This is a genomic window from Pseudomonas rhizoryzae (assembly GCF_005250615.1).
Classification (GTDB): domain Bacteria; phylum Pseudomonadota; class Gammaproteobacteria; order Pseudomonadales; family Pseudomonadaceae; genus Chryseomonas; species Chryseomonas rhizoryzae.
This window is the reverse complement of the sequence record NZ_SULM01000020.1, coordinates 23416-50103: the sequence shown is the minus strand read 5'-3', so window position 1 is coordinate 50103 and position 26688 is coordinate 23416. Positions and strand designations below refer to the sequence as shown.

Sequence of the window (26688 nt, the reverse complement as noted above, 5' to 3'; positions counted from 1 at the left end):
AGGCCCTCGTGCGGGGTAAAGCGATCCCGACCGTGCAGCCAGAAGAGATTGTTGATCAGCAGCAGGCTGCCGACCGGTACTGGTATGGACAGCTTGCGCTCGCTACCTTCCAGGGATTCCGACAGCGCATTCAGCCAGATGCCTTCCTCGAAATTGGCCGGTTGGACGAACTGATCGATGTAGCGCAGGGTAGGCCGACCCTCTGCATCGGTGTCGAATACCGAGTGAAAGACATCTTCGGTCACCTTCTTGCTCGGCGGGGCGGTCCAGCGCATGACGCGACGCGCCATGGGATGCTGAAAGAATTCCTCGCACTGCTCCCAATCATCCAGGTGCAGCAGCAGCGAGTTGCCACCCTCCATGTTGCGCTCATCGATTTTCATCATCAGCACATAGTCAGTGATCTGATCGACGAAGGTGCCGTCGTTGTGCAGCTCCATCACCCGGTGCGGTTGCCGCAGGTAGCTGTCGGAATTGTCTGTGTTCACCACGGCGAAGCGGGCATAGAACTGGCCGCTCATGGCGTCGTAGTTGGAGCGGCCTACCAGATGGGCGCAGGCGGTCGCGAACTTGACCATGTCATCTGCTTGGGCGACGTCATCCAGGCCCAGCGGCTTGATCAGCATGCCGCCGCTGTACCGACTGAGCAGCGTATTCAGCAGTACTGGACGCAGGGTACCGGCGCAGAGGTCATCCAGGATCTCGCCTACGCGAAAGCGTAGGAAGGACTTGTATTCCAGGGCCTGTACTGGCCACTGCGCGACTGCCTCTACGAAGGCAGTCACGGTTTCCTTGGCGAAGGTCAACTCCAGCAGCCGGGGCGACTGTGCCGAGGCGGCGAGGGTGTAGCCGCGGGTTTCCAGTGGCATCGGCATCACAAGGTCTTCGATCGGAGTGAAGGCGTTCATGGTCTTGTCCTGATAGCAAAGAGAAGGGGGATGCCGTTGGGTCAGGGCCCTTTTCCCGTCGGCAAGGCCAAATTATCGCCACAATGAAAAAATGTCTACATTTTTTGTTTTTGTATAAATTTACTATTTCCATCGATCATTAAGGATGAACATGAGGCTTTGCTATCATCCGTCGATGGACCTTCAGGAGCAGACATTTGGAAGCGCTCAACCCTCGACAGAACTCTTCCCTCAGTGGCTACGCTTGGTTGAAGCAAGACATCATTCGAGGCCTCTTCAAGCCAGGTGAAAAGCTGCTGATGAGTACGCTCAAGGAGCGCTACGAGCTCGGCGTCGGACCGTTACGGGAAGCTTTGTCGCAGCTGGTTGCCGAGCGACTGGTGGTGGCGATTAGCCAGAAGGGCTATCGCGTCGCCTCCATGTCGGTAGCTGAGCTGAACGACATCTACGACGCCCGAGCTCACCTGGAGGCGATGATCGTTACACTGGCTATCGCCCGTGGTGACGACGCCTGGGAAGCGGCCGTGCTAGCCAGTGCCCATACACTTGCCAAAGTGGTCGATGTGAAAACGCCCGAGCAGCGACTCAACCTGTGGGACGAACGGCACAAGGCTTTCCATACGGCGATTGCCACAGGCTGCGGGTCCAAACAGTTGCTACAAGCACGTAGCTATCTGTTCGACCAGGCCGAGCGTTATCGCCATCTCTGGCTGACGCAGACGGTGTTTTCCGATGAGGCGTTGGCTTTGAAGCGCCAGGAACACAGCGCTCTGGTCGAGGTTATCCTCGCCCGCGACGCCGTACGCGCGAGCGAGATGATGCGTCAGCACCTTATGACTCCCGTCCCCATTATTGGCGAGCTATTAAAGGAACAAGGGCTCAATGAGCGCTAATAAGCTTGCTCGGGATGTTGAGCTGGCAAGCGTGGCGCCCGACCAAGATTGCTGATCGCCAAAGCCAGAAGGCGCCCCTCGTAAGCACCATCCGGCTCGCGCCTCTCAAGACGGCCGGTGCCTCGTCAACGTATTGCCACGATTCATCCCAGCGACTGACCTCGGCAAAAAACCACTCGCTCCTGGAAACCCCTTACTCGCTTAACCATTAACGTTGACCACCACTCGTCCACGGACCTTCCCGTTCAACAGATCCTCAGAGACGGACACGGCGTCCTGCAGGGAGATCTCTCGACTGATCGCGAGCAACAGGTCGCTGTCGAGTTCTTCACCCAGTCGCCGCCAGGCTTCCACCCGCCGCTCATAGGGTTGGGTCACGCTGTTGACGCCGAGCAGGCTCACTCCGCGCAAGATGAAGGGCGCGACCGTCATGGGCAGGTCCATTCCCTGCGCCAGGCCACAGGCGGCGACCGCACCCTCGGCGGCGGTTCCCGCGCAGACGTTGGCCAGGGTATGGCTACCGACGGAATCGATGGCCGCCGCCCAGCGCTCCTTGCCGAGCGGTCGACCCGGCGCGCTGAGTTCTGCCCGATCCATCACGGACTCGGCGCCCAGGCGCTTGAGGTATTCCTCTTCCTGTTGCTTGCCGGTGACGGCGATCACCGAGTAACCGCGGCGGGCCAGCAGGGAAATGGCGAAGCTCCCCACCCCGCCCGTGGCCCCGGTGACCAGCACCTTGCCGCTTTGCGGGGTGAGTCCGTGACGCTCCAAGGCCATCAAGCACAGCATCGCGGTGTAGCCGGCCGTCCCCACGGCCATTGCCTGGAACTCCGACAGCGCAGGCGGGAGGGGAATCAGCCATTCGCCCTTCACCCTCGCCTGCTCCGCCAGGCCACCCCAGTGGTTCTCGCCCACGCCCCAGCCATTGAGCAAGACCCGGTCGCCGGGTTGGTACTGGGGATGCGAGCTCGCCTCGACCACGCCGGCGAAATCGATCCCGGGGACCATGGGGAACTGACGAACGACCGGGCCGCGCCCCGTGATGGCCAGTGCATCCTTGTAGTTGAGGGTGCTGTAGAGGACGCGAACCGTCACGTCGCCTTCCGGCAACTGCGTTTCGGCCAGTTCGGTGATGCCGACGCGAGGCGCCTCGTCGTGCTTCTCGATGAGCAGGGCTTTGAACATGGAGCCTCCTATTTAGACCGATCGTCTAAAAATGAACCAAAAGAAATCATCGTGTGATTCCGGCCAGGTAGCCGGCGGTGAAGATGTCCAGCGGCGCGACGTTTTGCGCCAGTCGCGCGCGGAGCACCGCCCCCTCCCAGCCGATCCAGAAAAAGGCCGCCTGGGTGTCACAGTCGGTGTCCGCAGGTAGCGTCCCGTCCTGCACGGCCGCCCTCAGGCACAGCGTCAGGCGCGCCTGCCAATCCAGCAGGATGGCCTCCAGTTGGGTGCGAAAACTCTCCGGGAGCACCAGGATCTCCTGACCGAGGTTGCCCACCAGACAACCGCGGCGGAAGCCATGCTTCGTCATGCCCGCCTTGGCGTCCTGGACGAAATTCCACAGCCGCTCGAGCGGAGGGACGTCACTCGCCAGAAACCACAGATCGAGCTTCTTGGCGAAATAGGTGGCGTAGCCCTGCAGGACCTCCTGACCAAAGGCTTCCTTGCTCGCGAAGTAGTGATAGAACGAGCCTTTGGGAACCTGGACCTGCTTGAGCACGGCGTCGATACCCGTCGCCGCAAAGCCCTGTTCGGTGAAGATCGCCATGCCGACGCGAAGCAAGGCTTCGCGGGTATCGGGATGAGTGCGCGCCACCTTGGGAGGGCGGCCACGGCGAGGGGGTGAGCTGAGGACGGTCATGGCCCCAGTATTTAGACCGACCGTCTCGAAAGTCAAAGCTTTCCGTCAGACGCCGTGCAACAGTGGCGCGGCACCCAAGAGTGACCAGGGCGGAAGCGCCGTTTGACTCCGGCTGGTGCCAACCGCCACTCCATCGAGCTAGCCATAAAAAAACGCCTGCCCCGCCGAACAGATCGGCCGCTTGCTGAAAACAGGCGCGATCAGCGAGAGCTGGAGTGCGGAGTACCTGCCCAGCTGAGGGCGGCGGCAACCACGCTTAGCTTGGCTGCCGAGGTGTTGAGTGAGGACACGGCGGTGGCGGACAGCCCCTCCACGATCTAACCGGGCAGCCTCTCATGGCACGCCGCTTCCGGTGGATCGCGTTGCACGCCAGGCGCGTGCTTCATGTGATACATCGCCCCATCGGCATGCTTGAGCAAGGCCGCGGCGTTCAGGCCATCGCGGGGATAGCAGGCCACGCCGAAGCTGCAGGACGGCATGGCGAACGACCACTCCGCCCCCTCCAACGGCTGGGCCAGCAGCGCCCGCAACTGGGCGAGTTTGGGGTCCAGGTCATCCGGCGACTGGAGCCCGGTCAGCAGCAAGACGAATTCGTCGCCGCCCAGGCGCGCCACCGTATCCGTCTCGCGAAGGCTCCCCCGCAGCCGCCGCGCGATCTCGCAGAGCACCCGATCACCCGCCGCGTGCCCATGGCGGTCGTTGATCCCCTTGAAGTCGTTCACGTCCAAGAAGACCAGCGCGAACGGGTGCTGATACCGCCGGGCGTTGCGCAACGCCGCGTCCAGCCGCTCATTGAACAGGGCCCGATTGCTCACCCGCGTCAGGGGATCGTGATGGGCGAGGAACCGCAATTGCGCTTCGGCCTCGGCCAGCGCCGTCACGTCACGCGCCACGCCGATACGCGCGCCCACTTCGGCGGACCAGAAGGCCGACCAGAGGATGTACACGGCGTGGCCATCCTTGTGCACGTATCTGTTGCGGAAATCTCGATGCGGCTGGCCATTCATGACCCGCTCGATGGACGCCCGCGTGGCCGCCAGATCGTCGGGATGCATGTAGTGGGTGATCAATGTCCCTATCATTTCGTCGGGACGATAGCCCAGCAGAGCCTCGCAGGCATCGCTCACGAACACGATGTGATCGGTCGGATCGACGACGAAGAGCGCATCGGGCATCAGCTGGATGAGCTTGGGATAGAGCGCCTGCAGATCGATGGCCATGAACTGATTGACGTCATAAAAGCCGCATACCCCGCTACTATGCGGCGAAACGCGGCCCAACGTAAGGCCAGGCGCCGACGAACCTCGCTCGACTTCCCGCGGTCGAGAAAGGAAATGCCCACGGTCCGCCTGTCATGTCTCAGCGACTGCGCCTCCCTGCCTATCTGTTGCTCGGCTTGTTGGTCGCGCTGCTCTGCCTGCACCTGGCCGCGCCCCTGCTGATCCGCCACTACCTCAACGAGAAACTAGCGGACATGGGCGACTATCGTGGCCAGATCGCCGATGTGGACCTGGCCTGGTGGCGCGGCGCCTATCGCCTAGAGGGACTGGAGATCGTCAAGGTCAACGGCAAGGTGCCGGTGCCCTTCCTCAAGGCGCCGGGCATCGATATCGCGGTGAGTTGGCGTTCGCTGTGGCGGGATCACGCCATCGTCGGTCGCATCCGCTTCGAGCACCCCGAACTCAACTTCGTCGACGGCGGTGCGCGCAAGGAGCAGTCGCAGACCGGTGAGGGCACCGACTGGCAAGCCCAGGTGGACAAGCTCATCTCCATCACCCTCGACGAGGTGCGGGTGGTGGACGGTCGAGTGACCTTCCGCAACTTCACCTCCACGCCCCCGGTGAATCTGGCGGCCACCGCCGTCAACGCCAGCCTCTACAACCTGACCAACGCCGCCGATGCCCAGGGCGAACGCATCGCCCACTTCGAGGGCAAGGCCGCCATCCTCGGCAGCGCGCCGCTGGAGGCCAGCGCCCACTTCGATCCTTTCAAGAACTTCACCGACTTCGATTTCCGCCTGCGAGTGACCGACATCGATCTGCCCAAGCTCAATGACTTCGCCCGCGCCTACGGCAAATTCGATTTCCGCGCCGGCACCGGTGACGTGGTGGTGGAAGCCAAGGCGGTGGACGGACAACTCAGTGGCTACGTGAAGCCGCTGATGCAGAACGTCGACATCTTCGACTGGCGGCAGGACGTCGAGAGCCGCAACAAGAACGCCCTGGAAAGCGCCTGGGAGGCGGTGGTCGGCACCGCCCAGACGCTGCTCAAGAACCAGCGGCGCGACCAATTCGCCACCCGGGTGGATCTCTCCGGCAGCGTGAAGAATCAGAGCATCAGCCCGCTGCAGGCGTTCTTCAATATCCTGCGCAATGCCTTCGTGCGGGCCTTCAGTGCGCGCTATGACGCGGATTGAGGCGGAGCGTGCCCGGCACGCCCGCTACTTCAGGTACTGAATCAAGACGACCGCCGATCACTCGCTGTCGAGTGGCCGACGGTGGCTGCGGGGCTAGGGGCGGGACTGTTGACCAGGTAATACAGCAGGCCCGCCAGCGCCAATCCCACCATCCAGCTGATGTCGGCGTTCAACCAGTTGGCGACGAAACCGGTGTAGAAGGACAGCTTCATGAAGGGCACGGTGCCGATGATCGACACGGCATAGACGCTAAGAGTGCGCCGGTTGAAGCGACCGTAGCGGCCCTTGGCGTCATACAGCTCGTTCACCTCGTAGTGGCCGTGGCAGATGAAGTAATAGTCGACCAGATTGATCGCACTCCAGGGAATCAGCAGATACAACTGGCCGATCAGGATGTCCGCGAAGAACACGTCGAAGCGATACTGCGTCACGATGGCGATCAGGGTCGCCGCGAGGGTCAATACCGCCATCACGCCGGCCTTGGCCCAGGGCGTCACCTGATGGAGCGCGCCAAAGGCACCGAAGATCGTCACGGACGACATATAGGCGCTGTACAGACAGAGCACGTTGTATTGAATGACGCCCAGTACGATCACGCCCAGGATCAACGGCGCCCAGGGACCGAACAGCCCGGCGATCACGGTGGCGGGGTCCTGCCCGAGCGCCGAGGGGATCTGTACCGCCAGCAGCGCGCCCAGCGCCATCATCGCGAAAGAGCCCAGGGCACAGCCGCAGTAGGTCATCAGGAAGGTGTTGCGGGTACTGACGGTGGCGGGAAGGTAGCGTGAGTAGTCGGCGACATAGGGGCCATACCCCAGGGTCCAGGACGCCGACTGAGCCACGACCAGATTGAAAGCCAGCCAGGAAAACCCGGCACTGGCGCTGACGGCGCCCGCCAACTCGTGGTGCCGCAGCAGGATCAGCAGCAAGGCAGCCGAGAACACCAGGGTGGACAACAGACTCATCCAGGCCCCGAGTCGGTGAATCAGTTCATAGCCGACGAAGCCTATGACGAAGGTCAGCACCCCCACCAGGATGATGGCGTGATCGTCGCTCATGGGTATCAGCGCCTTGAGCGCGTCACGCATGAGCACGCCGCTGGCGGCCAGGAACAGCACTGCCGCAACCACCATGACCAGCAGCGGCAGCGCCGCGCCACAGACGCCGAACTGCGCCCGACTCTGGATCATTTGCGGCACGCCCAGATGCGGCCCCTGAGCCGAGTGCGCCGCCATGAAAATGGTGCCGATCAGATTGCCGACCAGCAGGCCCAACAGGGTCCAGCCAAAGCCCAGGCCCGCGGAGATACCCAAGGTTCCCACCATCAGCGCCGTGATTTGAAAGTTGGAGCTGAACCAGATGGTGAACAGGCGCTTGGGGGTGCCATAACGCTCGGCGTGGGGCACGAACTCGATACTGCGTTTTTCCAGTTTCACGACTACATCCTGTTTTTTGCGCGATCCTCCTACAAGTGTCGACTGCACTCCGCCCCAGTCGCGAAGGCTCCATACCTGGTAGCGACGGCCGCAGCACCTTTAGCTAGAGCGGCTCGCCCAGGTCAGCGTCCGCAGGGGGATTAGCGACGAAAGCGGCTCGAGCGTGAGTGGAAACTTCCTACCGCCGCCGAGCACGGTTAGCCAGACCGACTCGACCTCGTCAGGCGATGAACAACCGATACGCCGGATTCTCCGTCTCGTCCCAATAGCGATAGCCGATGGCATCCAGCGTCGCCAGCAGCTCTTCGCGCTCGGCGTCATTGGCCTCCAGCGCCGCGAACACCCGGCCATCCGCCGCGCCGTGATTGCGGTAATGGAACATGCTGATGTTCCAACGCCCGCCCAGCCGTTCGAGAAAGTCGAACAGCGCTCCGGGCCGCTCGGGGAATTCGAAGCGGAACACCTGCTCCTGATCCACCCGCGCTGCATGGCCACCCACGGTGTGGCGGATGTGCAGCTTGGCCAGTTCGTTGTCGGTCAGGTCCAGCACCGGGAAACCCTGGTCGCGCAGCCCCTGCAGCAAAGCCTCGCGCGGATCGCGCTGGGGATGGGTCTGGACGCCGACGAAGATGTGGGCCTTCTCACCGGTGTGATAGCGGTAGTTGAACTCGGTGATCTGCCGCCGGCCCAGGGCTTCGCAGAAGGCGCGGAAGCTACCGGGTCGCTCGGGGATGGTCACGGCGATGATGGCTTCGCGCTGCTCGCCCAATTCGGCGCGCTCGGCCACGTGGCGCAGCCGGTCAAAGTTGACGTTGGCACCCGAATCGATGGCCACCAGCACCTGGCCGCTGGAGCCCACACGCTCCGCATATTTCTTGATCCCGGCCACGCCCAGGGCACCGGCCGGTTCGGTGATGGAGCGGGTGTCGTCGTAGATGTCCTTGATCGCCGCGCAGATCTCGTCGCTGCTGACGGTGATCACCTCGTCGACATAGCGCCGGCAGATCTCGAAGGTGTGATGGCCGATCTGGGCCACGGCCACGCCATCGGCGAATAGCCCTACCCGCGGCAGCACCACCCGCTCATCCGCGGCCATGGCCTGTTGCAGGCAATTGGAATCGTCCGGCTCGACGCCGATGACCTTGATCTCCGGGCGCAGGTATTTCACGTAGGCCGCGATACCGGCGATCAGACCGCCACCACCGACCGGGACGAAGATGGCGTCCAGACGACCGGGGTGCTGGCGCAGGATCTCCATGGCCACGGTGCCCTGGCCGGCGATGACGTCCGGGTCGTCGTAGGGCGGGACGAAGGTGTAGCCCTGCTCGTCGGCCAGGCGCAGCGCCTCGGCCAGGGCCTCGGGAAAGGCGTCGCCGTGCAGCACCACCTCGCCGCCACGCGATTGCACGCCGATGACCTTGAGCTCGGGCGTGGTCCGCGGCATCACGATGATCGCCCGCACACCCAGCTCACGGGCAGCCAGGGCCAGGCCCTGGGCATGGTTGCCGGCGCTGGCGGCGATCACCCCGCGAGCCTTTTCCTCGGTCGAAAGGCTGGCCAGCTTGGTGTAGGCGCCACGGATCTTGAAGGAGAACACCGGCTGCAGGTCTTCGCGCTTGAGCAGCACCTGGCAGCCCAGTCGCTCGGACAGCGCCCGCGCCGGTTGCAGGGGCGTTTCGATGGCTACGTCGTAGACAGGAGCTTCGAGGATCTTGCGGGCATAGCGCTGCAAGAGATCGGTGGCGGGTTCCTGAGAGGTCATGGCGCGACCTCCAGCTGGGCGTCCAACAGCCCAGTCCCATAGGAGTTATCTACCGCACAACGCCATTGGTCATCAGCTTCCCGTCGAAAGACATAGGTAGCCTGACGCCGCGCCACGGGCTGGTCTTCCGATCCCAGCGCCAAACGCGCGAGGACTAATGCCGTGTCACCCGTGGCCAGAACCTGAAAAGAGGATTGCCGCACCTGCAAGTCATCGCCGAAATGCGCGGCGATGCGCTCGAAGGCACCGATGATAGCCATACGGCCACTCACTTGGAGCCCTGGCTTGAGCACCAATAGGGCATCCTCGGTATAGAAGTCGGCCAGCGCCGCGAAATCGCGACTATTGATGAGGGCATCTGCTCTCTGGATTCGGGCACACAGCGCAACGGTAGACATGGAGCTCTCCTGGTCTTCGCATCGGGCCCAGGAGTCAGAAAGTACAAACCCGCCTCTTGGGCGGGTTTGGGTGCGCAGCTAACGCGGTCCCGCCATCAGGTAATGGCGGTAATAATGCTGGGGCGTTGGGGGCTGCGCGTTTTCATGACCGCTACCCTAGGGCCTGGCCGGGCACGGCGTCAAGCGGTGCCGATGGCTGTGGCACAATGGCTGACCTGTTGCTACCTTCCCGCGACCCGATCGCGTCTGCCGAGAATCACTATGGCCCGCAAGAAAGCTCCCGACTTCGAACAATCCCTGGCCGAATTGCAGACCCTGGTGGAACGCCTGGAAAGCGGCGAGCTGTCCCTGGAGGACTCCCTCGGCGCCTTCGAACAGGGCATCCGCCTGACCCGCGAATGCCAGGGCGCCCTGGCCCAGGCCGAGCAGAAGGTACAGATCCTGCTGGAAAAGGATGGCGAACTCAGCGCCGCGCCCTTCGCCCCGGCCGGGGACGACGCATGATCGAGGCCTACCAGCAACGCTGCCAGACCCGCGTCGACACCGCCCTCGCCCCGCTCTTCACCGCCCCGCGCGCCGAACTCGCCCGGCTCTATGCGGCCATGGCCTACAGCGTCATGGGCGGCGGCAAGCGGGTACGCCCATTGCTGGTCTACGCCGCCTGCGAAGCCCTGGGCGGCGATCCGGCCCGTGCCGATCAGGCCGCCTGCGCGGTGGAGCTGATCCACGCCTATTCCCTGGTCCATGACGACCTGCCAGCCATGGACGACGACGACCTGCGCCGCGGCCGCCCCACCACCCACAAGGCCTACGATGAAGCCTGCGCCATCCTCGCCGGTGATGGCCTGCAGACGCTGGCCTTCGAGACCCTGCTGGCGGCGCCCCAGGACGCCGCGGTGCGGCTGGAGATGGTCGCGGTGCTGGCCCGTGCCAGCGGTCCGGCGGGCATGGTCGGCGGCCAGGCCATCGATCTGGAATCGGTCGGCCGCCGCATCGACCAGCCGGCGCTGGAAACCATGCACCTGCACAAGACCGGCGCCCTGATCGCCGCCAGCGTGCAGCTCGGCGCCCTTGCCAGCGAAGCTGCCAGCCTGGCCGATCAGGACGCCCTGGCCCGCTACGCCCAGGCCATCGGCCTGGCCTTCCAGGTGTGGGACGACGTGCTCGACATCGAGAGCGATACCGCTACCCTGGGCAAGCGCCAGGGCGCCGACCTCGCCCGCGACAAACCCACCTACCCGGCGCTACTCGGCCTTGAGCCCGCCAAGGCCTATGCGCTGGAGCTACGCGACATGGCCCTGGCCGCCATCCACCACCTCGGCGAGCGCGCGGCGCCCCTGCGGGCCTTGGCCCGCTACATCGTCGAGCGGCGCAGTTGAACGACAGCACGCGGAAAAACTCGTGACCCGGGCCGCATTTGCCGCCTAGTCCGTTGTCACAGGGGCATGACAAGACGCCCTGCCCGCTGTTGGGATGCCACGCGGGCATCGGGTAAACTGCCGAATTCTCTGCGCAAAGTGATCAGCCAGATGCCCAAGACGTTTCACGAGATTCCCCGCCAGCGTCCCGCGACGCCCCTGCTCGACCGCATCGACTCGCCGGTCCAGCTGCGCCAGCTCGGTGACGCCGAGCTGGAAGCCGTCGCCGACGAACTGCGCGCCTTTCTCCTGTGGACCGTAGGCCAGACCGGCGGTCATTTCGGCGCCGGCCTGGGCGTCATCGAGCTGACCGTGGCCCTGCACTACGTCTTCAACACCCCGGAAGACCGACTGGTATGGGACGTCGGCCACCAGGCCTATCCGCACAAGATCCTCACCGGGCGCCGCGAGGGCATGGCCAGCCTGCGCCAGAAGGACGGCCTGGCCGCCTTCCCGCGGCGCAGCGAGAGCGAGTACGACACCTTTGGCGTCGGCCACTCCAGCACCTCCATCGGCGCCGCCCTGGGCATGGCCATCGCCGCCCAGTTGCAGGGCATCGAGCGCAAGTCGGTCGCGGTGATCGGCGACGGCGCCCTGACCGCCGGCATGGCCTTCGAGGCGCTCAATCACGCCTCGGACACCGGCGCCAACATGCTGGTGGTGCTCAACGACAACGACATGTCCATCTCGCGCAATGTCGGTGGCCTGTCCAACTACCTGGCGCGGCTGCTTTCCAGCCGCACCTACCAGCACCTGCGCGAGAACGGCAAGAAGGCGCTCTCCAAGCTGCCCGGTGCCTGGGAAATCGCCCGCCGCACCGAAGAAGCCGCCAAGGGCATGCTGGTACCCGGCACCCTCTTCGAGGAACTGGGCTGGAACTACATTGGCCCCATCGACGGCCACGACCTGCCAACCCTGGTCACCACCCTGAGCAACCTGCGCGACGCCAAGGGTCCGCAATTCCTCCATGTGATCACTCGCAAGGGCAAGGGCCTGTCCATCGCCGAAGCCGACCCCATCGGCTACCACGCCATCACCAAGCTGGAACCGTTGGACGCCAAGCCAAAGCGCCCCGGTGCACCCAAGTACTCCAACATCTTCGGCGACTGGCTGTGCGACATGGCCGCTGCCGATCCCAAGTTGGTGGGCATCACCCCGGCGATGAAGGAAGGCTCCGACCTGATCCGCTTCGCCGAGCGCTATCCCGAGCGCTACTTCGACGTGGCCATCGCCGAGCAGCACGCGGTGACCCTGGCCGCGGGCCTAGCCTGCGACGGCATGAAACCGGTGGTGGCCATCTATTCCACCTTCCTGCAGCGTGCCTACGACCAGTTGATCCATGACGTGGCGGTGCAGAACCTCGACGTGCTCTTCGCCATCGATCGCGCCGGTCTGGTGGGTGAAGACGGCCCGACCCACGCCGGCAGCTTCGATCTGGCTTATCTGCGCTGCATCCCCGGCATGGTGATCATGGCGCCCAGCGACGAGAACGAGCTGCGCCGCCTGCTGACCACCGGCTATCGCCACCGGGGTCCGGCCGCGGTGCGCTACCCGCGTGGCAACGGCCCCAATGCCGCTCTCGATGCGGGCCTGGAGCCCCTGCCCATCGGCCAGGGCGTGGTACGCCGCCGCAGCGGCCTGAAGAGCGGCACCAAGGTCGGCTTCCTGGTCTTCGGCGTGCAATTGGCCGAAGCCCTACAGGTCGCCGAGCGCCTGGACGCCAGCGTCGCCGACATGAGATTCGTCAAACCCCTGGACGAGACGCTGATCCGCCAGTTCGCCGCCGATCACGACCTGCTGGTCACCGTCGAGGAGAACAGCGTCATGGGCGGCGCCGGCAGTGCGGTCAACGAATTCCTGCAGGCTAACGCCCTGGTCCTGCCGGTGCTCAACCTGGGTCTGCCGGACAGCTACATCGAACACGCCAAGCCCACCGAGATGCTCGCCGAGTGCGGCCTGGATGTGGCCGGGATCGAACGCGCGGTGCGCGGACGCCTGGCGACCCTGGAAGCCGCCCAAGCCGCAGCCTCGCCGCGCCTGGCCGGTGGCGCCTCCGGCTGACCTGGCGCACCGCTGATCCGGCGGTGCCGACGCCTCGTCAAACCGCTCTAGCACGGGATTAAAGCCCGACCCATGCTGGCCGATGACCTGAATCATCTTGGCAGCAAGGATAGGTGTGATGAGCGATATGGATCTGAGCGGTCGAGAGCGCCGCTGGCTGCCCTGGCTGGGTCGCAATGGCAAAGTGGCCCGCAGTTGGGCCTGCTTGCGCAACGGCGGCCGCCAGGCGCGCCTGGAAAAGACCTTCGCAGGTCTGGCCAGTACCCGTCGTGACCTGTTATTGACCTGGACCCAGCGGCACTGGCAGCAGCTGGAACGCATCGCCAGGGTGCTGGAAATCGGCTGGCCCCAGCTGGACCCGCGCAGCCTGGACGAAGCGCTGCTCCATCTCGCCGATGCCTCAGAGCTTTTCGTGGTAGATACCCAGGGCCTGATCCTCGCGTCCACGGCGCGCCAGCGCCAGGGTAGCCGCCACGAGGCCGCCGCCCTGACCCGTGGTCTGCAAGCCCCCTTCCTGCAAGGCCCCTATCGCGATCCGGTCACCCTCGCCCTGGGCCCGACCACCTCGGCCTTCCACGACGCCGTCACCCTGATGTTCCACCAGCCGCTGCGCCAGGCCGGCAAGCCGCTGGGTTGCCTCTGCCTGCGCCTGCCCAACGACGTCCTCAGCGATCTCATCCAGCGCGAGGCCGGGCATGTCTTTCCGGATTCCGGCGACAACTACCTGTTCATGGTCAAGGCGGTCGCCGATCCCAGCATAGCGCCCGGCACCGCGCTGTCGCGCTCACGCTTCGAGGACACCACCTTCACCGCCGGCGACAACCTCAAGCAGGGCGTCGCTACCCCCTTCGGTACGGTACGGGTACGCGAGCACACCGAATTCGAGCTGAAATTCACCGCGCCGGCGACCAAGGAACTGCACCCCGGGGTGCGCGAGACCATTCGCAAGGGGCGCAATCTGTTCGTCGCCTATCCGGGCTATTCCGACTACCGCCACATCCCGGTGATCGGTGCCGGCCTCACCCTGCAGTTACCCGGCTCGCCGGATACCTGGGGGCTGCTCTGCGAAGCGGATCTGGAAGAAGCCTATCGCGGCGGCAGCCTGACTCAGCACCTGCTGCTCGGCGCCTTGCTGCTGGCCGGTGGTGCCTGGGGTCTGCAGGCGGCCCTGAGCCTCTGGCAACCGGCCTGGCAAGAGGCCTTCGGCCTGGGCAGCGCCGCCCTGGCATTGGCCCTGTACGCCGGCCTGGTGGTCGGACCCTGCACCCGACGTCTGCAACGCCTGGGCGATTTCTTTCTCGACATCGCCGAGTGCGGCGCCAGTCTCGACCAGCGGCTGGATCGCCAGGGCTTTCGCGCCGACGAGACCGGTGAGTTGGCCGTCTGGATCAACAGCTTCGTCGATCGCCTCGATACCTCGCTGCAGACCGTCAAGCAGGTCACCCGCGCCCTGAGCACGGATGCCGAAGGCCTCCAGCGCGGCGCCCAGCACGCCAGCCAGGAAGCCGAACAACAGCGCCAGGCGGCCGAGGCCAACGCCCAGGCCATGCAGGCGATGCTCCAGGGCAGCCAGGAGATGGCCATCCATGTGCGCGACAGCAGTGGCCTGTCGGTTCGCGCCCGCAGTGGCAGCGACCACGGCAACCTGCTGGTGAGCCAGGTCGCGCGGGATCTGGAGACCCTCGATGGCACCATAGGCGCCTCCGCCGGCACCATAGGCGCGCTGAACGAGCAGACCCACGCGGTACGCCATGTCACCGATACCATTCGCGGCATCGCCGAGCAGACCAACCTGCTGGCGCTCAACGCCGCCATCGAAGCGGCTCGCGCTGGCGATCAGGGACGTGGTTTCGCCGTGGTGGCCGACGAGGTGCGGCGCCTGGCCAATCACTCAGCGGACTCGACCCGAGAGATCGCCAGCATTCTCGACCAGATCCGCGCGCTGTCGGAGCAAGCGGTGGCCGCCATGCAACGCTGCAAGGAAGACGCCCAGACCTCGCGCAGTCGCTCGGACCAGGCCCAGCAAGCGCTCGGCGCCATCGACCGCGATGTCGGTGCCCTGCAGGAGCACCTGACCCACATCAGCCACACCCTGGCAGCACTGGACGCCAGTGGCAACCAGTTGCAGGTCCGCACCGAGGCCAGTCTGGACCAGGCCAGGCGTAGCGCCGAGCTGGCCCAGGCCACCCTCGGCGCCAGCCGCAACGTGGATCAGCAGGTACTGGAACTGCAAGAGGCCGCACAGCGCCTGGAGCCGGCGCGCACGGCCGGTTGATCAGGACTCGGCGGTCTCTTCGTTCTGATGCAGATTGCCGAGCATGTGGCCGAGCTTGCCGGCCTTGGTCAGTAGATAGCGGCGGTTATGTGGATTGAGACCTTCCTGCAGCGGCACCCGCTCGGCCACCGGGATGCCCAGGGCCTCGAGCGCCTTGACCTTGCGCGGATTGTTGGTCATCAGCCGCAGCGCGGTCACGCCGAGGTGGTCGAGCATCGGCTTGCACAGGGCGTAGGTGCGCTGGTCGGCACCGAAACCCAGGCGCTCGTTGGCTTCCACGGTATCGGCACCGGCATCCTGCAGTTCATAGGCGCGGATCTTGTTGAGCAGGCCGATGCCGCGCCCTTCCTGACGCAGATACAGCAACACGCCACGCCCGGCTTCGGCGATGGCACGCAGCGCCGCTTCCAGCTGGAAGCCACAGTCGCATCTCAGGCTGAACAGGGCGTCGCCGGTCAGACACTCGGAATGCAGCCGTCCTAGGACCGGTTCGCCATCGGCCACGTCACCGAAGGTCAGGGCGACGTGTTCCTTGCCATCGGTCTCGTCGAGGAAACCGTGCATGGTGAACAGGCCGAAGGGGGTGGGCAGTTGGGAGGCGGCGACAAAGACGACGGACACCTGCGGGCTCCTGGCGGGGAAAGACGTACATTGTAACCTTTTCCCCGCCCCCGGCGTCATCGCCAGGGGTTATGACGATGACACGTCGCGATCTATTAGAGCCTGTTTAAAATCTCGCGAGCTAGAGCCAAACAAGGCCTAGGCGGCCCCACGAAAAGGGCTGAGGAAGCGGACCGGGCTCGCGAACGAGTTTACGAGTGGTAAATGAGCATTCTGACCGGGCTGGCGACCCAGGCCATTTTCAACGCGGTTTGGCCGACGCGCAGCAGATTATGAACAGGCTCTCAGCGCGCCTGGACGTAGAGGACACCCTGAGCCTCGCGCCAACCGACCCGGTTGAGGAAGCTCATGCCCAGCAGGCCCTGGCTCGGATAGTTGCCCTCCAGCACCATGGCCTCCACGCCCACCACCTCGACGTCGCCCAGGCGGACCTGGGTGAGGGTGGTGCGCCAGGCGCGGGCATGGCCACTGGCGGTCTCCACCCAGCCCGGGGTGCCGTCGCGGTATCTGATCCCCAGTTGATCGGCCTGGGCGCCGCTCAGGGCGACGCTGGTGGCGCCGGTGTCCACCAGCAGCGCGACCGGTCGACCATTGATCGAGGCGGTGACCTGGTAATGGCCGTTGTTGCTGCGGGGGATGCTGAATTCCCGGCGCTGCGGGGTGCTGTAGCCGTCGCTGTATTCGCGGTCGAGGGTGAAGGTCTGGGTCCGACCGTCGATGCGCAGTACCGCTTGCTGGGCGTCCGCGCTGACCACCTCGACGTCATCCAGCCGTTGCCCGACCTTGAGCAGCTTGCGCTGGCCGTTGACGTTGACCACCGCCGCCCCATTGAACAAGCCCACCACCCTGACCTGGGGCTGCGCCCAGGCAAGGGTGCCGACGGCCAGCATGAGGCCGCACGCCCCCAATCTTTTCAAGCCCTGCTCCTTGGGCCTGTGTCTCGTCAGCCGACGAGATGACCCCAACCGAGATGTAATCCCTGAACCACCAGCCAGGCGATCACGCCGGCCAGCACATCGTCGACCATGATGCCGACGCCGCCGCGGACATTGACATCCAGCCAGCGGATTGGCCAGGGCTTGCAGATGTCTAGCACGCGGAAGGCGACGAAACCCACCAGCAGCCAGATCAACCCCGGTGGCACCAGCCAGAAGGTGATCCAGATGCCGACCATCTCGTCCCAGACGATGCCTTCGTGGTCATGCACGCCTAGCTCCCGGGCGACCTTGCCGCACAGCCAGCAGCCGAACAGCGTCAGGATCACCAGCAGCAGCGGATAGCTCCAGCCAGTGAGCAGTTGCCACAGCGGCACGAAGGGTAAGGCGATCAGCGAACCCCAGGTGCCGGGCGCCTTGGGCAGGGTGCCGGAGCCCAGGCCGAAGGCCAGGAAGTGCCAGGGATCGCGCCAGACCGAAGGGGGGGCCGGCTGGGCGGGGGCTTGCTGTTCGCTCAAGGAAAGGACTCCGCGCCAGGGCGCTAGAAATGTTGGAAACCGGCCTGCACCGCCGTTAGGAGCTGGCCTTGGGCATCGCGGACCTGCACACCCGAGCCTGCCTCGACCCGACCGATCACCTGCGCCTCGGGCCAGGCGGCGGCCAGGGCCGGCGCCTGCTCCGGCGGTAGGGTGAACACCAGTAGATAGTCGTCACCAGCGCCCAACGCCAGACGCAGCACCTCGTCGGCGGGAAAGAGTTCGGCCAGCGCGGAGCTGATCGGCAGGCGCGCCGTCTCCAGCACCAGCCGGACCCCGGACGCCGTGGCGATGTGGCCACAGTCGGCCACCAGGCCATCGGAGACATCCTGGGCCGCCGTCGCCCGGCCACGCAACCAGAGTCCGAGACCGAATTGCGGCTGTGGCGCCCAGTAGCGCGCCAGCAGATGCTCACTGGAAGATCCGGTCGGAGCACGCTGGCCCAGCACGAAGGGCAAGGCCCCGCCCGCCTCGCCAGGCGCACCACCCAGGCACAGCAGATCACCCGGCCGGGCGCCGCTGCGCAGCAGGGCCTGACCGACCGGCACCCGGCCAAAGACCGTGAGGGTAAGAGAGAGCGGCCCGCGGGTGGTATCACCGCCCACTAGGCGCAGGTCGCACCGCTCGGCCATGGCGCCGAGTCCCCTGGCCAGGTCTTCCAGCCAAGCCGGCTCGACGCTCGGCAGGGTCAGCGCCAGGGTGAAGCCCAGGGGGGCGGCGCCCATGGCGGCCAGGTCGCTGGCGCTCACCGCCAGGGCGCGCTGGCCGAGGCCGAAGGCATTCGGGCAGGGATCGGGAAAGTGCACCCCGGCGGTCAGGGTATCGGTGGAGACCGCCAGTTGTTCGCCGGGCGCGAGCGCCAGCAGGGCGCAGTCGTCACCAATGCCCAGGGCCACGCCGGGACCGCCACGGGCGCAGGGCGCCGCGGCGAAATAACGGCGGATGAGTTCGAATTCACCCATGCCGGCGCAGGCGACTCAGCGCTTGCCGCGCAACTCGGCGCTACGCAGTGTGGGCGCCAGCTTGTCCAGCACGCCATTGACGAACTTGTGGCCGTCGGTGGCGCCGAAGATCTTCGCCAGCTCGATGCCCTCGTTGATCACCACGCGATAGGGCACGTCGATGCGCTTGAGCAACTCGTAGCAGGACAGCCGCAGCACGGCCAGCTCGACCGGGTCGACCTCGTCCATGGCGCGATCCAGGCAGGGCAGGATCAGACCGTCGATCTCGCTCTTGTTGGCCGGTACGCCATGGATGATTTCATGGAAGTAGGCGCCGTCGACCTTGGCGAAATCATTATCGACGCGAAACTGCGCCTCGATCTCGTTGATCGCCTGGCCCGCCATGTGCCACTGGTACAGGGCCTGGACCAGCAGGCTGCGCGCTTCGCGACGCGCCGCCAGTTTGCCGGTGGGGGCTTTCTTGCCCGCGGGCTTGCCGGCCGCGGGCTGGTTCAGATCGCCGCTCACTTGGCCTCCAACTGCGCCAGCAGGCTGACCATTTCCAGGGCGGACAGCGCGGCTTCGGCGCCTTTGTTGCCGGCCTTGGTGCCGGAGCGCTCGATGGCCTGCTCGATGGAATCGACGGTCAGGACGCCGAAGGACACCGGGACGCCGAATTCCATGGAGACCTGGGCCAGGCCCTTGGTGCACTCGCCGGCCACGTATTCGAAGTGGGGGGTACCGCCACGGATCACCGCGCCGAGGGCGATGATGGCGTCGAATTCGTCGCGCTGGGCGATCTTCTGCACGGCCAGCGGGATCTCGAAGGCGCCGGGGACGCGGATGATGGTCAGGTCGTCCGGCTTGATGCCGTGACGCACCAGGGCGTCGATGGCGCCCTGCAGCAGGCTCTCGACGACGAAGCTGTTGAAGCGGCCGACCACCAGGGCGAAGCGGCCTTGGGGAGCGATGAAGGTGCCTTCAAAGGTCTTGATGTTCATGTGCGGGTCCAGTTGTCAAAGAGCCGGACGGCCGGCAATCGCCAGGCCGTCCGTGGAAATCCAGGTGAAGCGCGCCACACCACCTGGGCAGGCGCGCCAGGCGGAAGGGTCATTCTTCAGGAGGCAGATAGTCTACTACTTCCAGGTCGAAGCCGGATATGGCGTTGAACTTCATCGGCGAGCTGAGCAGGCGCATCTGACGAATGCCCAGGTCGCGCAGGATCTGCGAACCGGCACCGACGGTGCTGTAGGTGGACAGCGCCTTGGGTGCCGGCAGCGGCTCGCGCAGGTGCGCCAGCAGGTCGTCGCCTTCCAGCGAATGGCCAAGCAGCAGCACCACGCCGGCGCCTTCGCGGGCGACGCGCTCCATGGCGCTGCGCAGACTCCAGCGGCCCGGCTGGTGCACCTGCAGCAGGTCGCGCAGCGGATCCATGTTGTGCACCCGTACCAGCGGCAGCTCCTGGCTGGCCAGGTCGCCACGGATCAGCGCCAGGTGGACGTCGCCTTCCACCTCGTCGCGATAGGTCACCAGCTTGAAGGAGCCGAGTTCGGTTTCCAGCGGCTGCTCGTCGATACGCTTGACGGTGTGCTCATGGAGCAGGCGGTAATGGATCAGGTCGGCAATGGTGCCAACCTTGAGGCCGTGCTGCTCGGCGAAGGCTTCGAGTTCGTCGCGACGGGCCATGGTGCCGTCGTCGTTCATCACCTCGCAGATCACCCCGCTCTCGGCGAAGCCGGCCATGCGCGCCAGGTCGCAGGCGGCCTCGGTATGACCGGCGCGGGCCAGCACGCCACCGGGCTGGGCCATCAGCGGGAACATGTGGCCGGGGCTGACCACGTCGCCGGGCTTGGCGTCCTTGGCGATGGCGGCCTGCACGGTACGGGCGCGGTCGGCGGCGGAGATGCCGGTGCTGATGCCCTCGGCGGCCTCGATGGAAACGGTGAACTTGGTGCCGAAGCCGGAGGCGTTGCGGCTGGCCATCATCGGCAGGTTGAGACGCTCGCAGAGCGCCTTGCTCATGGGCATGCAGATCAGGCCACGGGCATGGCGGGCCATGAAGTTGATGTGCTCGGCGGTGACGCATTCGGAGGCGATGATGATGTCGCCTTCGTTCTCGCGGTCCTCGTCGTCCATGAGGATGACCATCTTGCCCGCGCGGATGTCCTGGATGATGTCTTCGATGCTGGAAAGTGCCACGGTGTTGTCCTTAGCGCTGCAGATAGCCGTGTTCGGCGAGGAAATGTTCGGTGACGCCGCCCTTGGCGGATTCGGCGGCCTTGTCGCCCAGCAGCAGGCGCTCCAGGTAGCGGGCCAGCAGGTCCACCTCCAGGTTTACCCGGCGTCCGGGGCGGTAGTCGGCCATGATGGTCTCGCTCAGGGTATGGGGCACGATGGTCAGCTCGAATTCGGCGCCATCCACCGCGTTCACCGTCAGGCTGACGCCATCCACGGTGATCGATCCCTTGAGGGCGATGTAGCGGGCCAGCTCGGCCGGCGCGCGCAGGCGGAACTGCACGGCGCGGGCGTTATCGGCGCGCGAGACCACTTCGCCCAAACCATCCACGTGGCCGCTGACCAGATGGCCACCGAGCCGGCTGGTGGGCATCAGCGCCTTTTCCAGGTTGACCTTGCTGCCGGGCTTGAGGGCGCCCAGGCTGGTGAGGCTCAGGGTTTCGCGACTGACGTCGGCCCAGAAGCCGTCGCCGGGCAGCTCCACGGCGGTGAGGCAGACCCCATTGACGGCGATGCTGTCGCCGAGCTTGACGTCGACAAGGTCCAGCTTGCCGGTGGCGACGTAGAGACGCACGTCGCCACCCTTGGGCGTGAGGGCGCGGATCTCGCCGAGGGCTTCGATGATTCCGGTGAACATCAGCTCAGGCCTCCTGGAGGCGGAGCCGAAAAGGCAGTGCAGCTAGACATCGACGAACTCCTGTTTCGGTGAAAAAACAGGGCGTACGGACAGAAGGGAAAATCAGACGGACAGGGGCTTGCACCCGAGCCAGGCGAGGCTATCCCGTTCTCTCTCATCCGGACTATGACCGTCGGCCCCGGAATCCAACCGGGTCTGCTGACCTCCTCCGCCACGGAGGACGAAGGAGCGCTCGCGGGCTCGTCCCGACTGATCGGGCATTACCGCCGGTGGGGAATTGCACCCCGCCCTGAGAACTTGCCACCCGCAAGGAGCAGCGCAGGTTTTGTAACACAGTTCACGGCCGGGAGGCCAGGGGCCTCAGGCGTCGCGTACTGGCCGCGCGATGAGGTGCAGATCCGCGCCTACGGGCGTGGCACTGAGGATCTCCAGCTGCGGTGCCTGGGCCAGGTGCTCCAGCGACCAGTCCAATAACGGCCGGGCGCTGGAACCAAGAAACTTGGGCGCCAGGAACAGGTGATATTCGTCGACCAGTCCGGCCTGGGCGAAGGCACCGGCGAGGCGCGGACCGGCCTCAACCAGGACATCGTTGACCTGCTCGCTGCCCAGCCGGCTGAGCAAGGCCGCCAGATCGACCTGACAGTTGGCCCCAGCCAGTGCCAGGTAGTCGTGACCCGCCGCGGCATAGCCGGGGTCGTCTGCGGCTATGCCTGCGACCCGCGCGGCGCCGGCCTGGAAAAAAGGCGCGTGCAGCGGCACCCGGCCACGGCCGTCCACCAGCAGCCGCTGCGGCGTACGCAAGGTGGCCAGTTCCAACGCCTCACCGCTCAAGCCCAGCTCGGCTTGACGCACGGTGAGCCGGGCACCGTCGGCCAGCACGGTGTCGGCCCCGGTGATCACCACCCCGGCTTCGGCGCGCAGCCGCTGCACGCTCTGCCGCGCCGCCGGTCCGGTGATCCACTGACTTTCGCCATTGGCCATGGCGGTACGGCCATCCAGACTCAGCGCCAGCTTGACCCGCACGAAGGGTCGGCCGGTCAGCATGCGCTGGATGAAGCCGGCATTGAGCGCTCGCGCCTCGTGTTCCAGCACGCCGGCGCGGGTGACGATGCCGGCGGCGGTAAGCCGCGCTAGGCCCCGCCCAGCCACCAGCGGATTGGGATCGGTCATGGCCGCCACCACTTCGGCCACCCCGGCGGCTACCAGGGCATCGGCACAAGGCGGGGTGCGGCCATGGTGGCTGCAGGGTTCCAGGGTGACATAGGCGGTGGCGCCGCGCGCGGCCTCCCCCGCCTGGCGCAGGGCATGCACCTCGGCATGGGGCCCGCCAGCCTGGCGATGCCAGCCCTCGCCCACCACCAGCCCATCACGAACGATGACGCAACCCACCCGCGGATTGGGCGCCGTGCTGTAGCGGCCGAGCGCGGCCAGCGCCAGGGCGCGGGCCATCCACTGTTCGTCGTTTACCGCAGTCGGGCCGCTCATACCGGTTGCTTGCCCGGATCCTGGGCCAGCCGCTCGATCTCGTCGCGGAATTCGGCCAGATCCTGGAATTGCCGATAGACCGAGGCGAAACGGATATAGGCCACCTGATCCAGCTTGCGCAGCTCGTCCATCACCAACTCGCCCACCACCCGCGAACGGATCTCCCGCTCGCCGGTGGCGCGCAACTTGTGCTTGATCAGGGCGATGGCCTCTTCCAGCCGCTCCACGCTCACCGGTCGCTTCTCCAGGGCGCGCTGCATGCCGGCGCGCAACTTGTCCTCGTCGAAGGGCTGACGGGTGCCGTCCTGCTTGATCAGCCGCGGCAGCACCAGCTCGGCGGTCTCGAAGGTGGTGAAGCGTTCCTGGCAGGCCAGACATTCACGTCGCCGGCGCACCTGCTCGCCGGCCGCAACCAGCCGGGAATCCGTGACCTTGGTGTCGTGGGCGCCGCAGAAGGGACAATGCATGGGAAGGACGATCGCTGGCAGGGAAAACCGTCATGGTAACCCATCACCCCGGAGCGGGAACCTCCGGGTGCCGGACGAATCGACAGCCAGGGGCCGCTGGGCTATAAGAGCGCGCTATATCCGCTGGCCTCCCACCCGGACACCCCAGCCTCCCGTGCGGCCCGCGCCGGCCGCGACCTACGGAATCCTGCCATGCCCCCACGCCTGCTCCTGCCGCTGCTGCTCACCGCCCTGCTCGCGGCCTGCTCCAGCCCATCCGACACCCCGCCGGCACAACCGACGGCCCCAGCCGTGGTTCCGAACCCGGTAGCCGAGGCGCCAACGCCGGCCAATATGCGCGAAGTCTCCGGCGTGCTGCGCAATAGCCAAGGGCTGGTCCCGGCTGGCGCCCAGGTGGAGATCGCCCTGCTGGCAGTCAACGCCAAGGGCCTGCCACAGCGGCTGCTGGCCAGCGAGACGGTGATCGGCAAGGGCGCGCCCCTGGCCTTTCGCCTGCCCTTCAATCCCGGTCTCTTCCCCACTCGCCCGGACCTCAAGGTGGAATTCCACGCCCGCCTGATCCAGGCAGGTCAACTGGCCAGCTACCTGCCGCCGGTGAACCTGGACGGACCGACCAGCCAGAACCTGGGCGAGCTGGTGCTGAACCAGACCCCGTGACGCCGCCCGCCAGCCTTACCGCTGCCCTGGCGGCACTGCTCGGCGACGCCCGCCTCAGGCTGCAGGCGCTGCCTAGCAGCGACCTGTCGCTATGGCTGATCGACCCCACCAACATGACCCGGGCCTTTTCCCCCTCGGAAACCCAGCGACTGCTAGAGGCGCCACCCTACTGGTGCTTCTGCTGGGCCAGCGGCCTGGCCCTGGCCCAGTGGATCGCGGCCCATCCCCAGGCAGTCGCCGGACGCCAGGTACTGGATTTCGGCAGCGGCTCGGGCATCGCCGGTCTGGCCGCCGCGCAGGCAGGTGCCGCGCGGGTGGTCTGCTGCGACCTCGATCCCCTAGCCCTGGCGGCCTGCCGCGCCAATGCCGCCGCCAACGACCTGCACGTCGAGACGCTAGAAGACCTCAACGCCAGTACCGAGCCCTTCGAGCTGATCCTCGCCGCCGACGTCCTCTACGACCGCGCCAACCTCCCCTTGCTGGCGCTTTTGCAGCAGCGTGCCGAGCGGGTACTGCTGGCCGACTCGCGCGTCCGCGACCTCGACCACCCCGGTTTCACCCGTCTCACCGAACTGCAGGCCTGCACCCTGCCGGATCTCGCCGAGCCGGACGAATTCCGCCGCGTGGCGCTCTATCAGGGCTGAACCGGGTCACCTTGTTTCCAAGGCCGGCGCCCCCACCTATAGTGCATCTTTCGTTTGCCGAGTCCGCCATGAGCCAGGTCCCCTACATTTTCGACGCCACCCTCGATAACTTCCAGCAACAGGTCATCGATGCCTCCTTCACGACCCCGGTGCTGGTGGACTTCTGGGCCGAGTGGTGCGCGCCCTGCAAGGTGCTGATGCCGCTGCTGGCCAAGATCACCGAGTCCTACGGCGGCGCCCTGCACCTCGCCAAGGTCAATTGCGACATCGAGCAAGAGCTGGTGATGAGATTCGGCATCCGCAGCCTGCCCACCGTGGTGCTGTTCAAGGACGGCCAGCCGGTGGATGGCTTCGCCGGCGCCCAGCCTGAATCGGCCATTCGCGCCCTGCTCGAACCCCATGTCCAGGCCCTGCCGCCGGCCGAAGAAGATCCGCTGGAGGCCGCCCAGGCGCTGTTCGCCGAGGGTCGTTTCGCCGAGGCCGAGGCGCTGCTCAAGGCCCTGCTGGAGCAGGACAACAGCAACGCCCTGGCGCTGATCCTCTATGCCCGCTGTCTGGCCGAGCGCAATGAACTGGATGACGCCCAGGCGGTGCTGGAGGCGGTCAAGGGCGACGAACACAAACAGGCCCTGGCCGGCGCGCGTGCTCAGTTGACCTTCCTGCGCCAGGCCGAAAGCCTGCCCGAGGTCGCCGACCTCAAGAGCCGCCTGGCCCGCGATGCCGGCGACGACGAAGCCGCCTACCAACTGGCCGTGCAGCAACTCGCCCGCCAGCAATACGAGCCGGCACTGGATGGTCTCTTGGAATTGTTCCGCCGCAATCGCGGCTATGGCGACGACCTACCGCGCAAGACCCTGGTGCAAGTCTTCGACCTACTGGGTAACGACCACCCCTTGGTCGCCACCTATCGCCGCCGCCTCTATCAGGCCCTGTACTAAGCGCTCAGTGATGACGGCTGCGTCGTTCCAGACGCAGCCTTATCCACAGTCCGCGCGCCGGCCACCCTGTGGATCAACCGTAGCGTGGAAAACCGCGCAGCGTTTTCCACTTCCCCGCCACAGTCTCAGCCACAGCCTCAGCCCTGCCAGATATAGAACTGCGCCTCCCCCACCCGCTCCATGCGCACCTGGGGGCTATGCCTCAGCCGTACCAGCAGTTGCTTGGCCACGCCCAGATTGCCGGTCAGCTTCTCCAGGGCCACGAGGATGTCCGGCCCGCTGAGCCGCCCGGCAGAGCTGAGCAGCTTCACCACCTGATCCCACAGCATATCGCCGCCCGACTTGGGCGCACTCGTTGGAGCCGCGGCGACCGTTGCTGCTTCCGTCGGCCGGAGCGCAGCGGCCAGGCGCTGCCAGTCGGCCTCTTCCAGCTCGACCGTGAGATCCACGGGCTGGCTGCCGATGGTTCCGCGGATGCGTACCATGGTGTTCTCCTCGTCTTGCAGAGTCCCATGCTCCCACAGCCATCGACCGGCGCCAAACCAAGGTTGCAGCCCAGAAAAGCAACAACATAACATAGCGCCTCACCATTTTTTGGAAGCCACCCATGCGCCTGCCTCTGCTGTCTCTCTGTCTGGCCACCCTCATCGTGCAACCGGTGTTCGCCCACGGCACCCAGGATGACCACGACGAGCACGAACATGGCGCCCTCGGTGCCCACGTGCATGGCGAGTCCCATCTCGACCTGGCCCAGACCGACACCGGCCTGGAGCTGCAGTGGAGCAGTCCGGCCGTCGACCTGCTGGGCTTCGAACATGCGCCGCACAGCCAGGCGGAAAAGGACGCCGTCGCCGCCCTCCAGCAGACCCTGGCACAACCCCAGGCGTTGGTGAAGCTGCCAGCCGCTGCGGGTTGCCAACTGGCCAAGGCCAGCGCCGAGAGCCCGCTGTTCGCCAAGGGCACCAAGGCCAGCGGCCATCTGGACGTGGACGCCAGCATGAGCTTTACCTGCAGCAAGCCTGCCGCCCTCGACAGCCTGGATCTCTCCGGCTGGTTCGCCCGCTTCCCCAACAGCCACAGCGTCGAAGTCCAGGCCATCCTCGCCAGCGGCCAAAAAGGTGCCGAACTGACGGCCAAGCAACCGCAGCTGAAATGGTAAGG

General features: G+C 65.8%; 27 protein-coding genes, 1 pseudogene and 1 riboswitch. Of the genes and pseudogenes, 10 read left to right on the top strand and 18 right to left on the bottom strand.

Features of this window, described 5'->3' with window-relative positions; all coding sequences use genetic code 11:
- Positions 1-908 (bottom strand): glutarate dioxygenase GlaH (gene glaH, locus FAZ11_RS23335; RefSeq protein ID WP_137283170.1); only part of this gene is annotated, 908 nt, incomplete at its 3' end.
- A 197-nt stretch (positions 909-1105) separates the two neighbouring features.
- Between glaH and csiR the strand changes: the two genes are divergently transcribed.
- Positions 1106-1801, top strand: coding sequence for a DNA-binding transcriptional regulator CsiR (csiR, locus tag FAZ11_RS23330; protein ID WP_058760860.1), 696 nt, complete (start codon positions 1106-1108; stop codon positions 1799-1801).
- Positions 1802-2002: 201 nt separating this feature from the next.
- On the opposite strand, the gene acuI is transcribed toward csiR, so the two are convergent.
- The 3 genes from acuI to FAZ11_RS23315 form a co-directional block, all read right to left on the bottom strand.
- Positions 2003-2986: an acrylyl-CoA reductase (NADPH) gene (acuI, locus tag FAZ11_RS23325; protein ID WP_058760861.1), complete on the bottom strand. Its 984-nt coding sequence runs from the start codon at positions 2984-2986 to the stop codon at positions 2003-2005.
- A gap of 46 nt (positions 2987-3032) precedes the next feature.
- A complete protein-coding gene (acuR, locus tag FAZ11_RS23320; RefSeq protein ID WP_193557177.1) occupies positions 3033-3665 on the bottom strand; it encodes an acrylate utilization transcriptional regulator AcuR in 633 nt (210 codons plus the stop codon).
- Positions 3666-3982: 317 nt separating this feature from the next.
- A complete protein-coding gene (locus FAZ11_RS23315) occupies positions 3983-4885 on the bottom strand; it encodes a sensor domain-containing diguanylate cyclase (RefSeq protein ID WP_081318515.1) in 903 nt (300 codons plus the stop codon).
- A gap of 134 nt (positions 4886-5019) precedes the next feature.
- Between FAZ11_RS23315 and FAZ11_RS23310 the strand changes: the two genes are divergently transcribed.
- Positions 5020-6081, top strand: coding sequence for an AsmA family protein (locus FAZ11_RS23310; protein WP_058772850.1), 1062 nt, complete (start codon positions 5020-5022; stop codon positions 6079-6081).
- Positions 6082-6122: 41 nt separating this feature from the next.
- On the opposite strand, the gene FAZ11_RS23305 is transcribed toward FAZ11_RS23310, so the two are convergent.
- From FAZ11_RS23305 to FAZ11_RS23295, 3 genes are all read right to left on the bottom strand, one after another.
- Positions 6123-7517 carry a purine-cytosine permease family protein gene (locus FAZ11_RS23305; RefSeq protein WP_058772849.1) on the bottom strand — a complete coding sequence of 465 codons (1395 nt, stop codon included), beginning with the start codon at positions 7515-7517 and terminating at the stop codon, positions 6123-6125.
- A gap of 220 nt (positions 7518-7737) precedes the next feature.
- The gene (gene ilvA / locus FAZ11_RS23300; protein WP_058772848.1) at positions 7738-9279 is read right to left on the bottom strand and encodes a threonine ammonia-lyase, biosynthetic; all 1542 of its coding nucleotides are present in this window, start codon (positions 9277-9279) and stop codon (positions 7738-7740) included.
- Positions 9276-9677 carry a YybH family protein gene (locus tag FAZ11_RS23295; protein ID WP_058772847.1) on the bottom strand — a complete coding sequence of 134 codons (402 nt, stop codon included), beginning with the start codon at positions 9675-9677 and terminating at the stop codon, positions 9276-9278. The genes ilvA and FAZ11_RS23295 overlap by 4 nt, the downstream gene beginning before the upstream one ends.
- A gap of 261 nt (positions 9678-9938) precedes the next feature.
- Here FAZ11_RS23295 and FAZ11_RS23290 point away from each other — a divergent pair, with 261 nt between their 5' ends.
- The 4 genes and pseudogenes from FAZ11_RS23290 to FAZ11_RS25650 form a co-directional block, all read left to right on the top strand.
- Positions 9939-10181, top strand: coding sequence for an exodeoxyribonuclease VII small subunit (locus FAZ11_RS23290; protein ID WP_017639518.1), 243 nt, complete (start codon positions 9939-9941; stop codon positions 10179-10181).
- On the top strand, positions 10178-11056 hold the full coding sequence (locus tag FAZ11_RS23285) for a polyprenyl synthetase family protein (protein ID WP_058772846.1): 879 nt from the start codon (positions 10178-10180) through the stop codon (positions 11054-11056). Before FAZ11_RS23290 ends, FAZ11_RS23285 begins: the two co-directional genes overlap by 4 nt.
- 150 nt (positions 11057-11206) lie before the next feature.
- Positions 11207-13156: a 1-deoxy-D-xylulose-5-phosphate synthase gene (gene dxs, locus FAZ11_RS23280; RefSeq protein ID WP_058772845.1), complete on the top strand. Its 1950-nt coding sequence runs from the start codon at positions 11207-11209 to the stop codon at positions 13154-13156.
- A 1762-nt stretch (positions 13157-14918) separates the two neighbouring features.
- A pseudogene (locus tag FAZ11_RS25650) lies at positions 14919-15431 on the top strand (methyl-accepting chemotaxis protein); the annotation flags it as partial.
- On the opposite strand, the gene ribA reads toward FAZ11_RS25650, so the two are convergent.
- The 10 genes from ribA to nrdR form a co-directional block, all read right to left on the bottom strand.
- Complete coding sequence (gene ribA, locus FAZ11_RS23270) at positions 15432-16052, bottom strand: GTP cyclohydrolase II (RefSeq protein WP_058760869.1); 621 nt, start codon at positions 16050-16052, stop codon at positions 15432-15434.
- 284 nt (positions 16053-16336) lie between these two features.
- Positions 16337-16942, bottom strand: a complete 606-nt coding sequence (locus tag FAZ11_RS23265; RefSeq protein ID WP_240043643.1) for a retropepsin-like aspartic protease family protein — start codon at positions 16940-16942, stop codon at positions 16337-16339.
- Between the two features lie 53 nt (positions 16943-16995).
- Complete coding sequence (locus FAZ11_RS23260; protein ID WP_058772844.1) at positions 16996-17505, bottom strand: phosphatidylglycerophosphatase A family protein; 510 nt, start codon at positions 17503-17505, stop codon at positions 16996-16998.
- A 23-nt stretch (positions 17506-17528) separates the two neighbouring features.
- The gene (gene thiL, locus FAZ11_RS23255; protein ID WP_058772843.1) at positions 17529-18485 is read right to left on the bottom strand and encodes a thiamine-phosphate kinase; all 957 of its coding nucleotides are present in this window, start codon (positions 18483-18485) and stop codon (positions 17529-17531) included.
- A gap of 15 nt (positions 18486-18500) precedes the next feature.
- Positions 18501-18980, bottom strand: a complete 480-nt coding sequence (gene nusB / locus FAZ11_RS23250; RefSeq protein WP_237141976.1) for a transcription antitermination factor NusB — start codon at positions 18978-18980, stop codon at positions 18501-18503.
- Between the two features lie 8 nt (positions 18981-18988).
- Positions 18989-19465, bottom strand: coding sequence for a 6,7-dimethyl-8-ribityllumazine synthase (ribH, locus tag FAZ11_RS23245; protein WP_007161209.1), 477 nt, complete (start codon positions 19463-19465; stop codon positions 18989-18991).
- Positions 19466-19574: 109 nt separating this feature from the next.
- Entirely contained in the window at positions 19575-20663 is a 1089-nt protein-coding gene (ribBA, locus tag FAZ11_RS23240; RefSeq protein WP_058766831.1) for a bifunctional 3,4-dihydroxy-2-butanone-4-phosphate synthase/GTP cyclohydrolase II, read from the bottom strand.
- Positions 20664-20673: 10 nt separating this feature from the next.
- Entirely contained in the window at positions 20674-21336 is a 663-nt protein-coding gene (locus FAZ11_RS23235) for a riboflavin synthase (protein WP_058772841.1), read from the bottom strand.
- A 142-nt stretch (positions 21337-21478) separates the two neighbouring features.
- Positions 21479-21637: riboswitch (FMN riboswitch) on the bottom strand.
- Positions 21638-21696: 59 nt separating this feature from the next.
- Complete coding sequence (gene ribD / locus FAZ11_RS23230) at positions 21697-22821, bottom strand: bifunctional diaminohydroxyphosphoribosylaminopyrimidine deaminase/5-amino-6-(5-phosphoribosylamino)uracil reductase RibD (protein ID WP_058772840.1); 1125 nt, start codon at positions 22819-22821, stop codon at positions 21697-21699.
- Positions 22818-23288: a transcriptional regulator NrdR gene (nrdR, locus tag FAZ11_RS23225; protein ID WP_058760877.1), complete on the bottom strand. Its 471-nt coding sequence runs from the start codon at positions 23286-23288 to the stop codon at positions 22818-22820. The genes ribD and nrdR overlap by 4 nt, the downstream gene beginning before the upstream one ends.
- A gap of 192 nt (positions 23289-23480) precedes the next feature.
- Here nrdR and FAZ11_RS23220 point away from each other — a divergent pair, with 192 nt between their 5' ends.
- From FAZ11_RS23220 to trxA, 3 genes are all read left to right on the top strand, one after another.
- Entirely contained in the window at positions 23481-23945 is a 465-nt protein-coding gene (locus FAZ11_RS23220; RefSeq protein ID WP_058772839.1) for a YbaY family lipoprotein, read from the top strand.
- The gene (locus FAZ11_RS23215; RefSeq protein WP_058772838.1) at positions 23942-24589 is read left to right on the top strand and encodes a class I SAM-dependent methyltransferase; all 648 of its coding nucleotides are present in this window, start codon (positions 23942-23944) and stop codon (positions 24587-24589) included. The genes FAZ11_RS23220 and FAZ11_RS23215 overlap by 4 nt, the downstream gene beginning before the upstream one ends.
- A 68-nt stretch (positions 24590-24657) precedes the next feature.
- Positions 24658-25527 (top strand): thioredoxin, encoded by an 870-nt coding sequence (gene trxA / locus FAZ11_RS23210; RefSeq protein ID WP_058772837.1) that lies wholly within the window; start codon positions 24658-24660, stop codon positions 25525-25527.
- A 137-nt stretch (positions 25528-25664) separates the two neighbouring features.
- Here trxA and FAZ11_RS23205 read toward each other — a convergent pair whose 3' ends face one another.
- Entirely contained in the window at positions 25665-26012 is a 348-nt protein-coding gene (locus FAZ11_RS23205; RefSeq protein ID WP_058760881.1) for a hypothetical protein, read from the bottom strand.
- 122 nt (positions 26013-26134) lie between these two features.
- Between FAZ11_RS23205 and FAZ11_RS23200 the strand changes: the two genes are divergently transcribed.
- Positions 26135-26686 carry a ZrgA family zinc uptake protein gene (locus tag FAZ11_RS23200; protein WP_058760882.1) on the top strand — a complete coding sequence of 184 codons (552 nt, stop codon included), beginning with the start codon at positions 26135-26137 and terminating at the stop codon, positions 26684-26686.
- Positions 26687-26688: the final 2 nt, after the last annotated feature.

Coding starts and splice junctions, on each gene's coding strand:
- FAZ11_RS23200 (WP_058760882.1), top strand. CDS start 26,135: ATGCGCCTGCCTCTGCTGTCTCTCTGTCTGGCCACCCTCATCGTGCAA.
- FAZ11_RS23295 (WP_058772847.1), bottom strand. CDS start 9,677: ATGTCTACCGTTGCGCTGTGTGCCCGAATCCAGAGAGCAGATGCCCTC.
- ribD (WP_058772840.1), bottom strand. CDS start 22,821: ATGAGCGGCCCGACTGCGGTAAACGACGAACAGTGGATGGCCCGCGCC.
- thiL (WP_058772843.1), bottom strand. CDS start 18,485: ATGGGTGAATTCGAACTCATCCGCCGTTATTTCGCCGCGGCGCCCTGC.
- trxA (WP_058772837.1), top strand. CDS start 24,658: ATGAGCCAGGTCCCCTACATTTTCGACGCCACCCTCGATAACTTCCAG.
- FAZ11_RS23315 (WP_081318515.1), bottom strand. CDS start 4,885: ATGGCCATCGATCTGCAGGCGCTCTATCCCAAGCTCATCCAGCTGATG.
- ribH (WP_007161209.1), bottom strand. CDS start 19,465: ATGAACATCAAGACCTTTGAAGGCACCTTCATCGCTCCCCAAGGCCGC.
- acuI (WP_058760861.1), bottom strand. CDS start 2,986: ATGTTCAAAGCCCTGCTCATCGAGAAGCACGACGAGGCGCCTCGCGTC.
- dxs (WP_058772845.1), top strand. CDS start 11,207: ATGCCCAAGACGTTTCACGAGATTCCCCGCCAGCGTCCCGCGACGCCC.
- FAZ11_RS23220 (WP_058772839.1), top strand. CDS start 23,481: ATGCCCCCACGCCTGCTCCTGCCGCTGCTGCTCACCGCCCTGCTCGCG.
- nrdR (WP_058760877.1), bottom strand. CDS start 23,288: ATGCATTGTCCCTTCTGCGGCGCCCACGACACCAAGGTCACGGATTCC.
- FAZ11_RS23205 (WP_058760881.1), bottom strand. CDS start 26,012: ATGGTACGCATCCGCGGAACCATCGGCAGCCAGCCCGTGGATCTCACG.
- FAZ11_RS23285 (WP_058772846.1), top strand. CDS start 10,178: ATGATCGAGGCCTACCAGCAACGCTGCCAGACCCGCGTCGACACCGCC.
- ilvA (WP_058772848.1), bottom strand. CDS start 9,279: ATGACCTCTCAGGAACCCGCCACCGATCTCTTGCAGCGCTATGCCCGC.
- FAZ11_RS23235 (WP_058772841.1), bottom strand. CDS start 21,336: ATGTTCACCGGAATCATCGAAGCCCTCGGCGAGATCCGCGCCCTCACG.
- FAZ11_RS23265 (WP_240043643.1), bottom strand. CDS start 16,942: ATGCTGGCCGTCGGCACCCTTGCCTGGGCGCAGCCCCAGGTCAGGGTG.
- FAZ11_RS23290 (WP_017639518.1), top strand. CDS start 9,939: ATGGCCCGCAAGAAAGCTCCCGACTTCGAACAATCCCTGGCCGAATTG.
- FAZ11_RS23310 (WP_058772850.1), top strand. CDS start 5,020: ATGTCTCAGCGACTGCGCCTCCCTGCCTATCTGTTGCTCGGCTTGTTG.
- acuR (WP_193557177.1), bottom strand. CDS start 3,665: ATGACCGTCCTCAGCTCACCCCCTCGCCGTGGCCGCCCTCCCAAGGTG.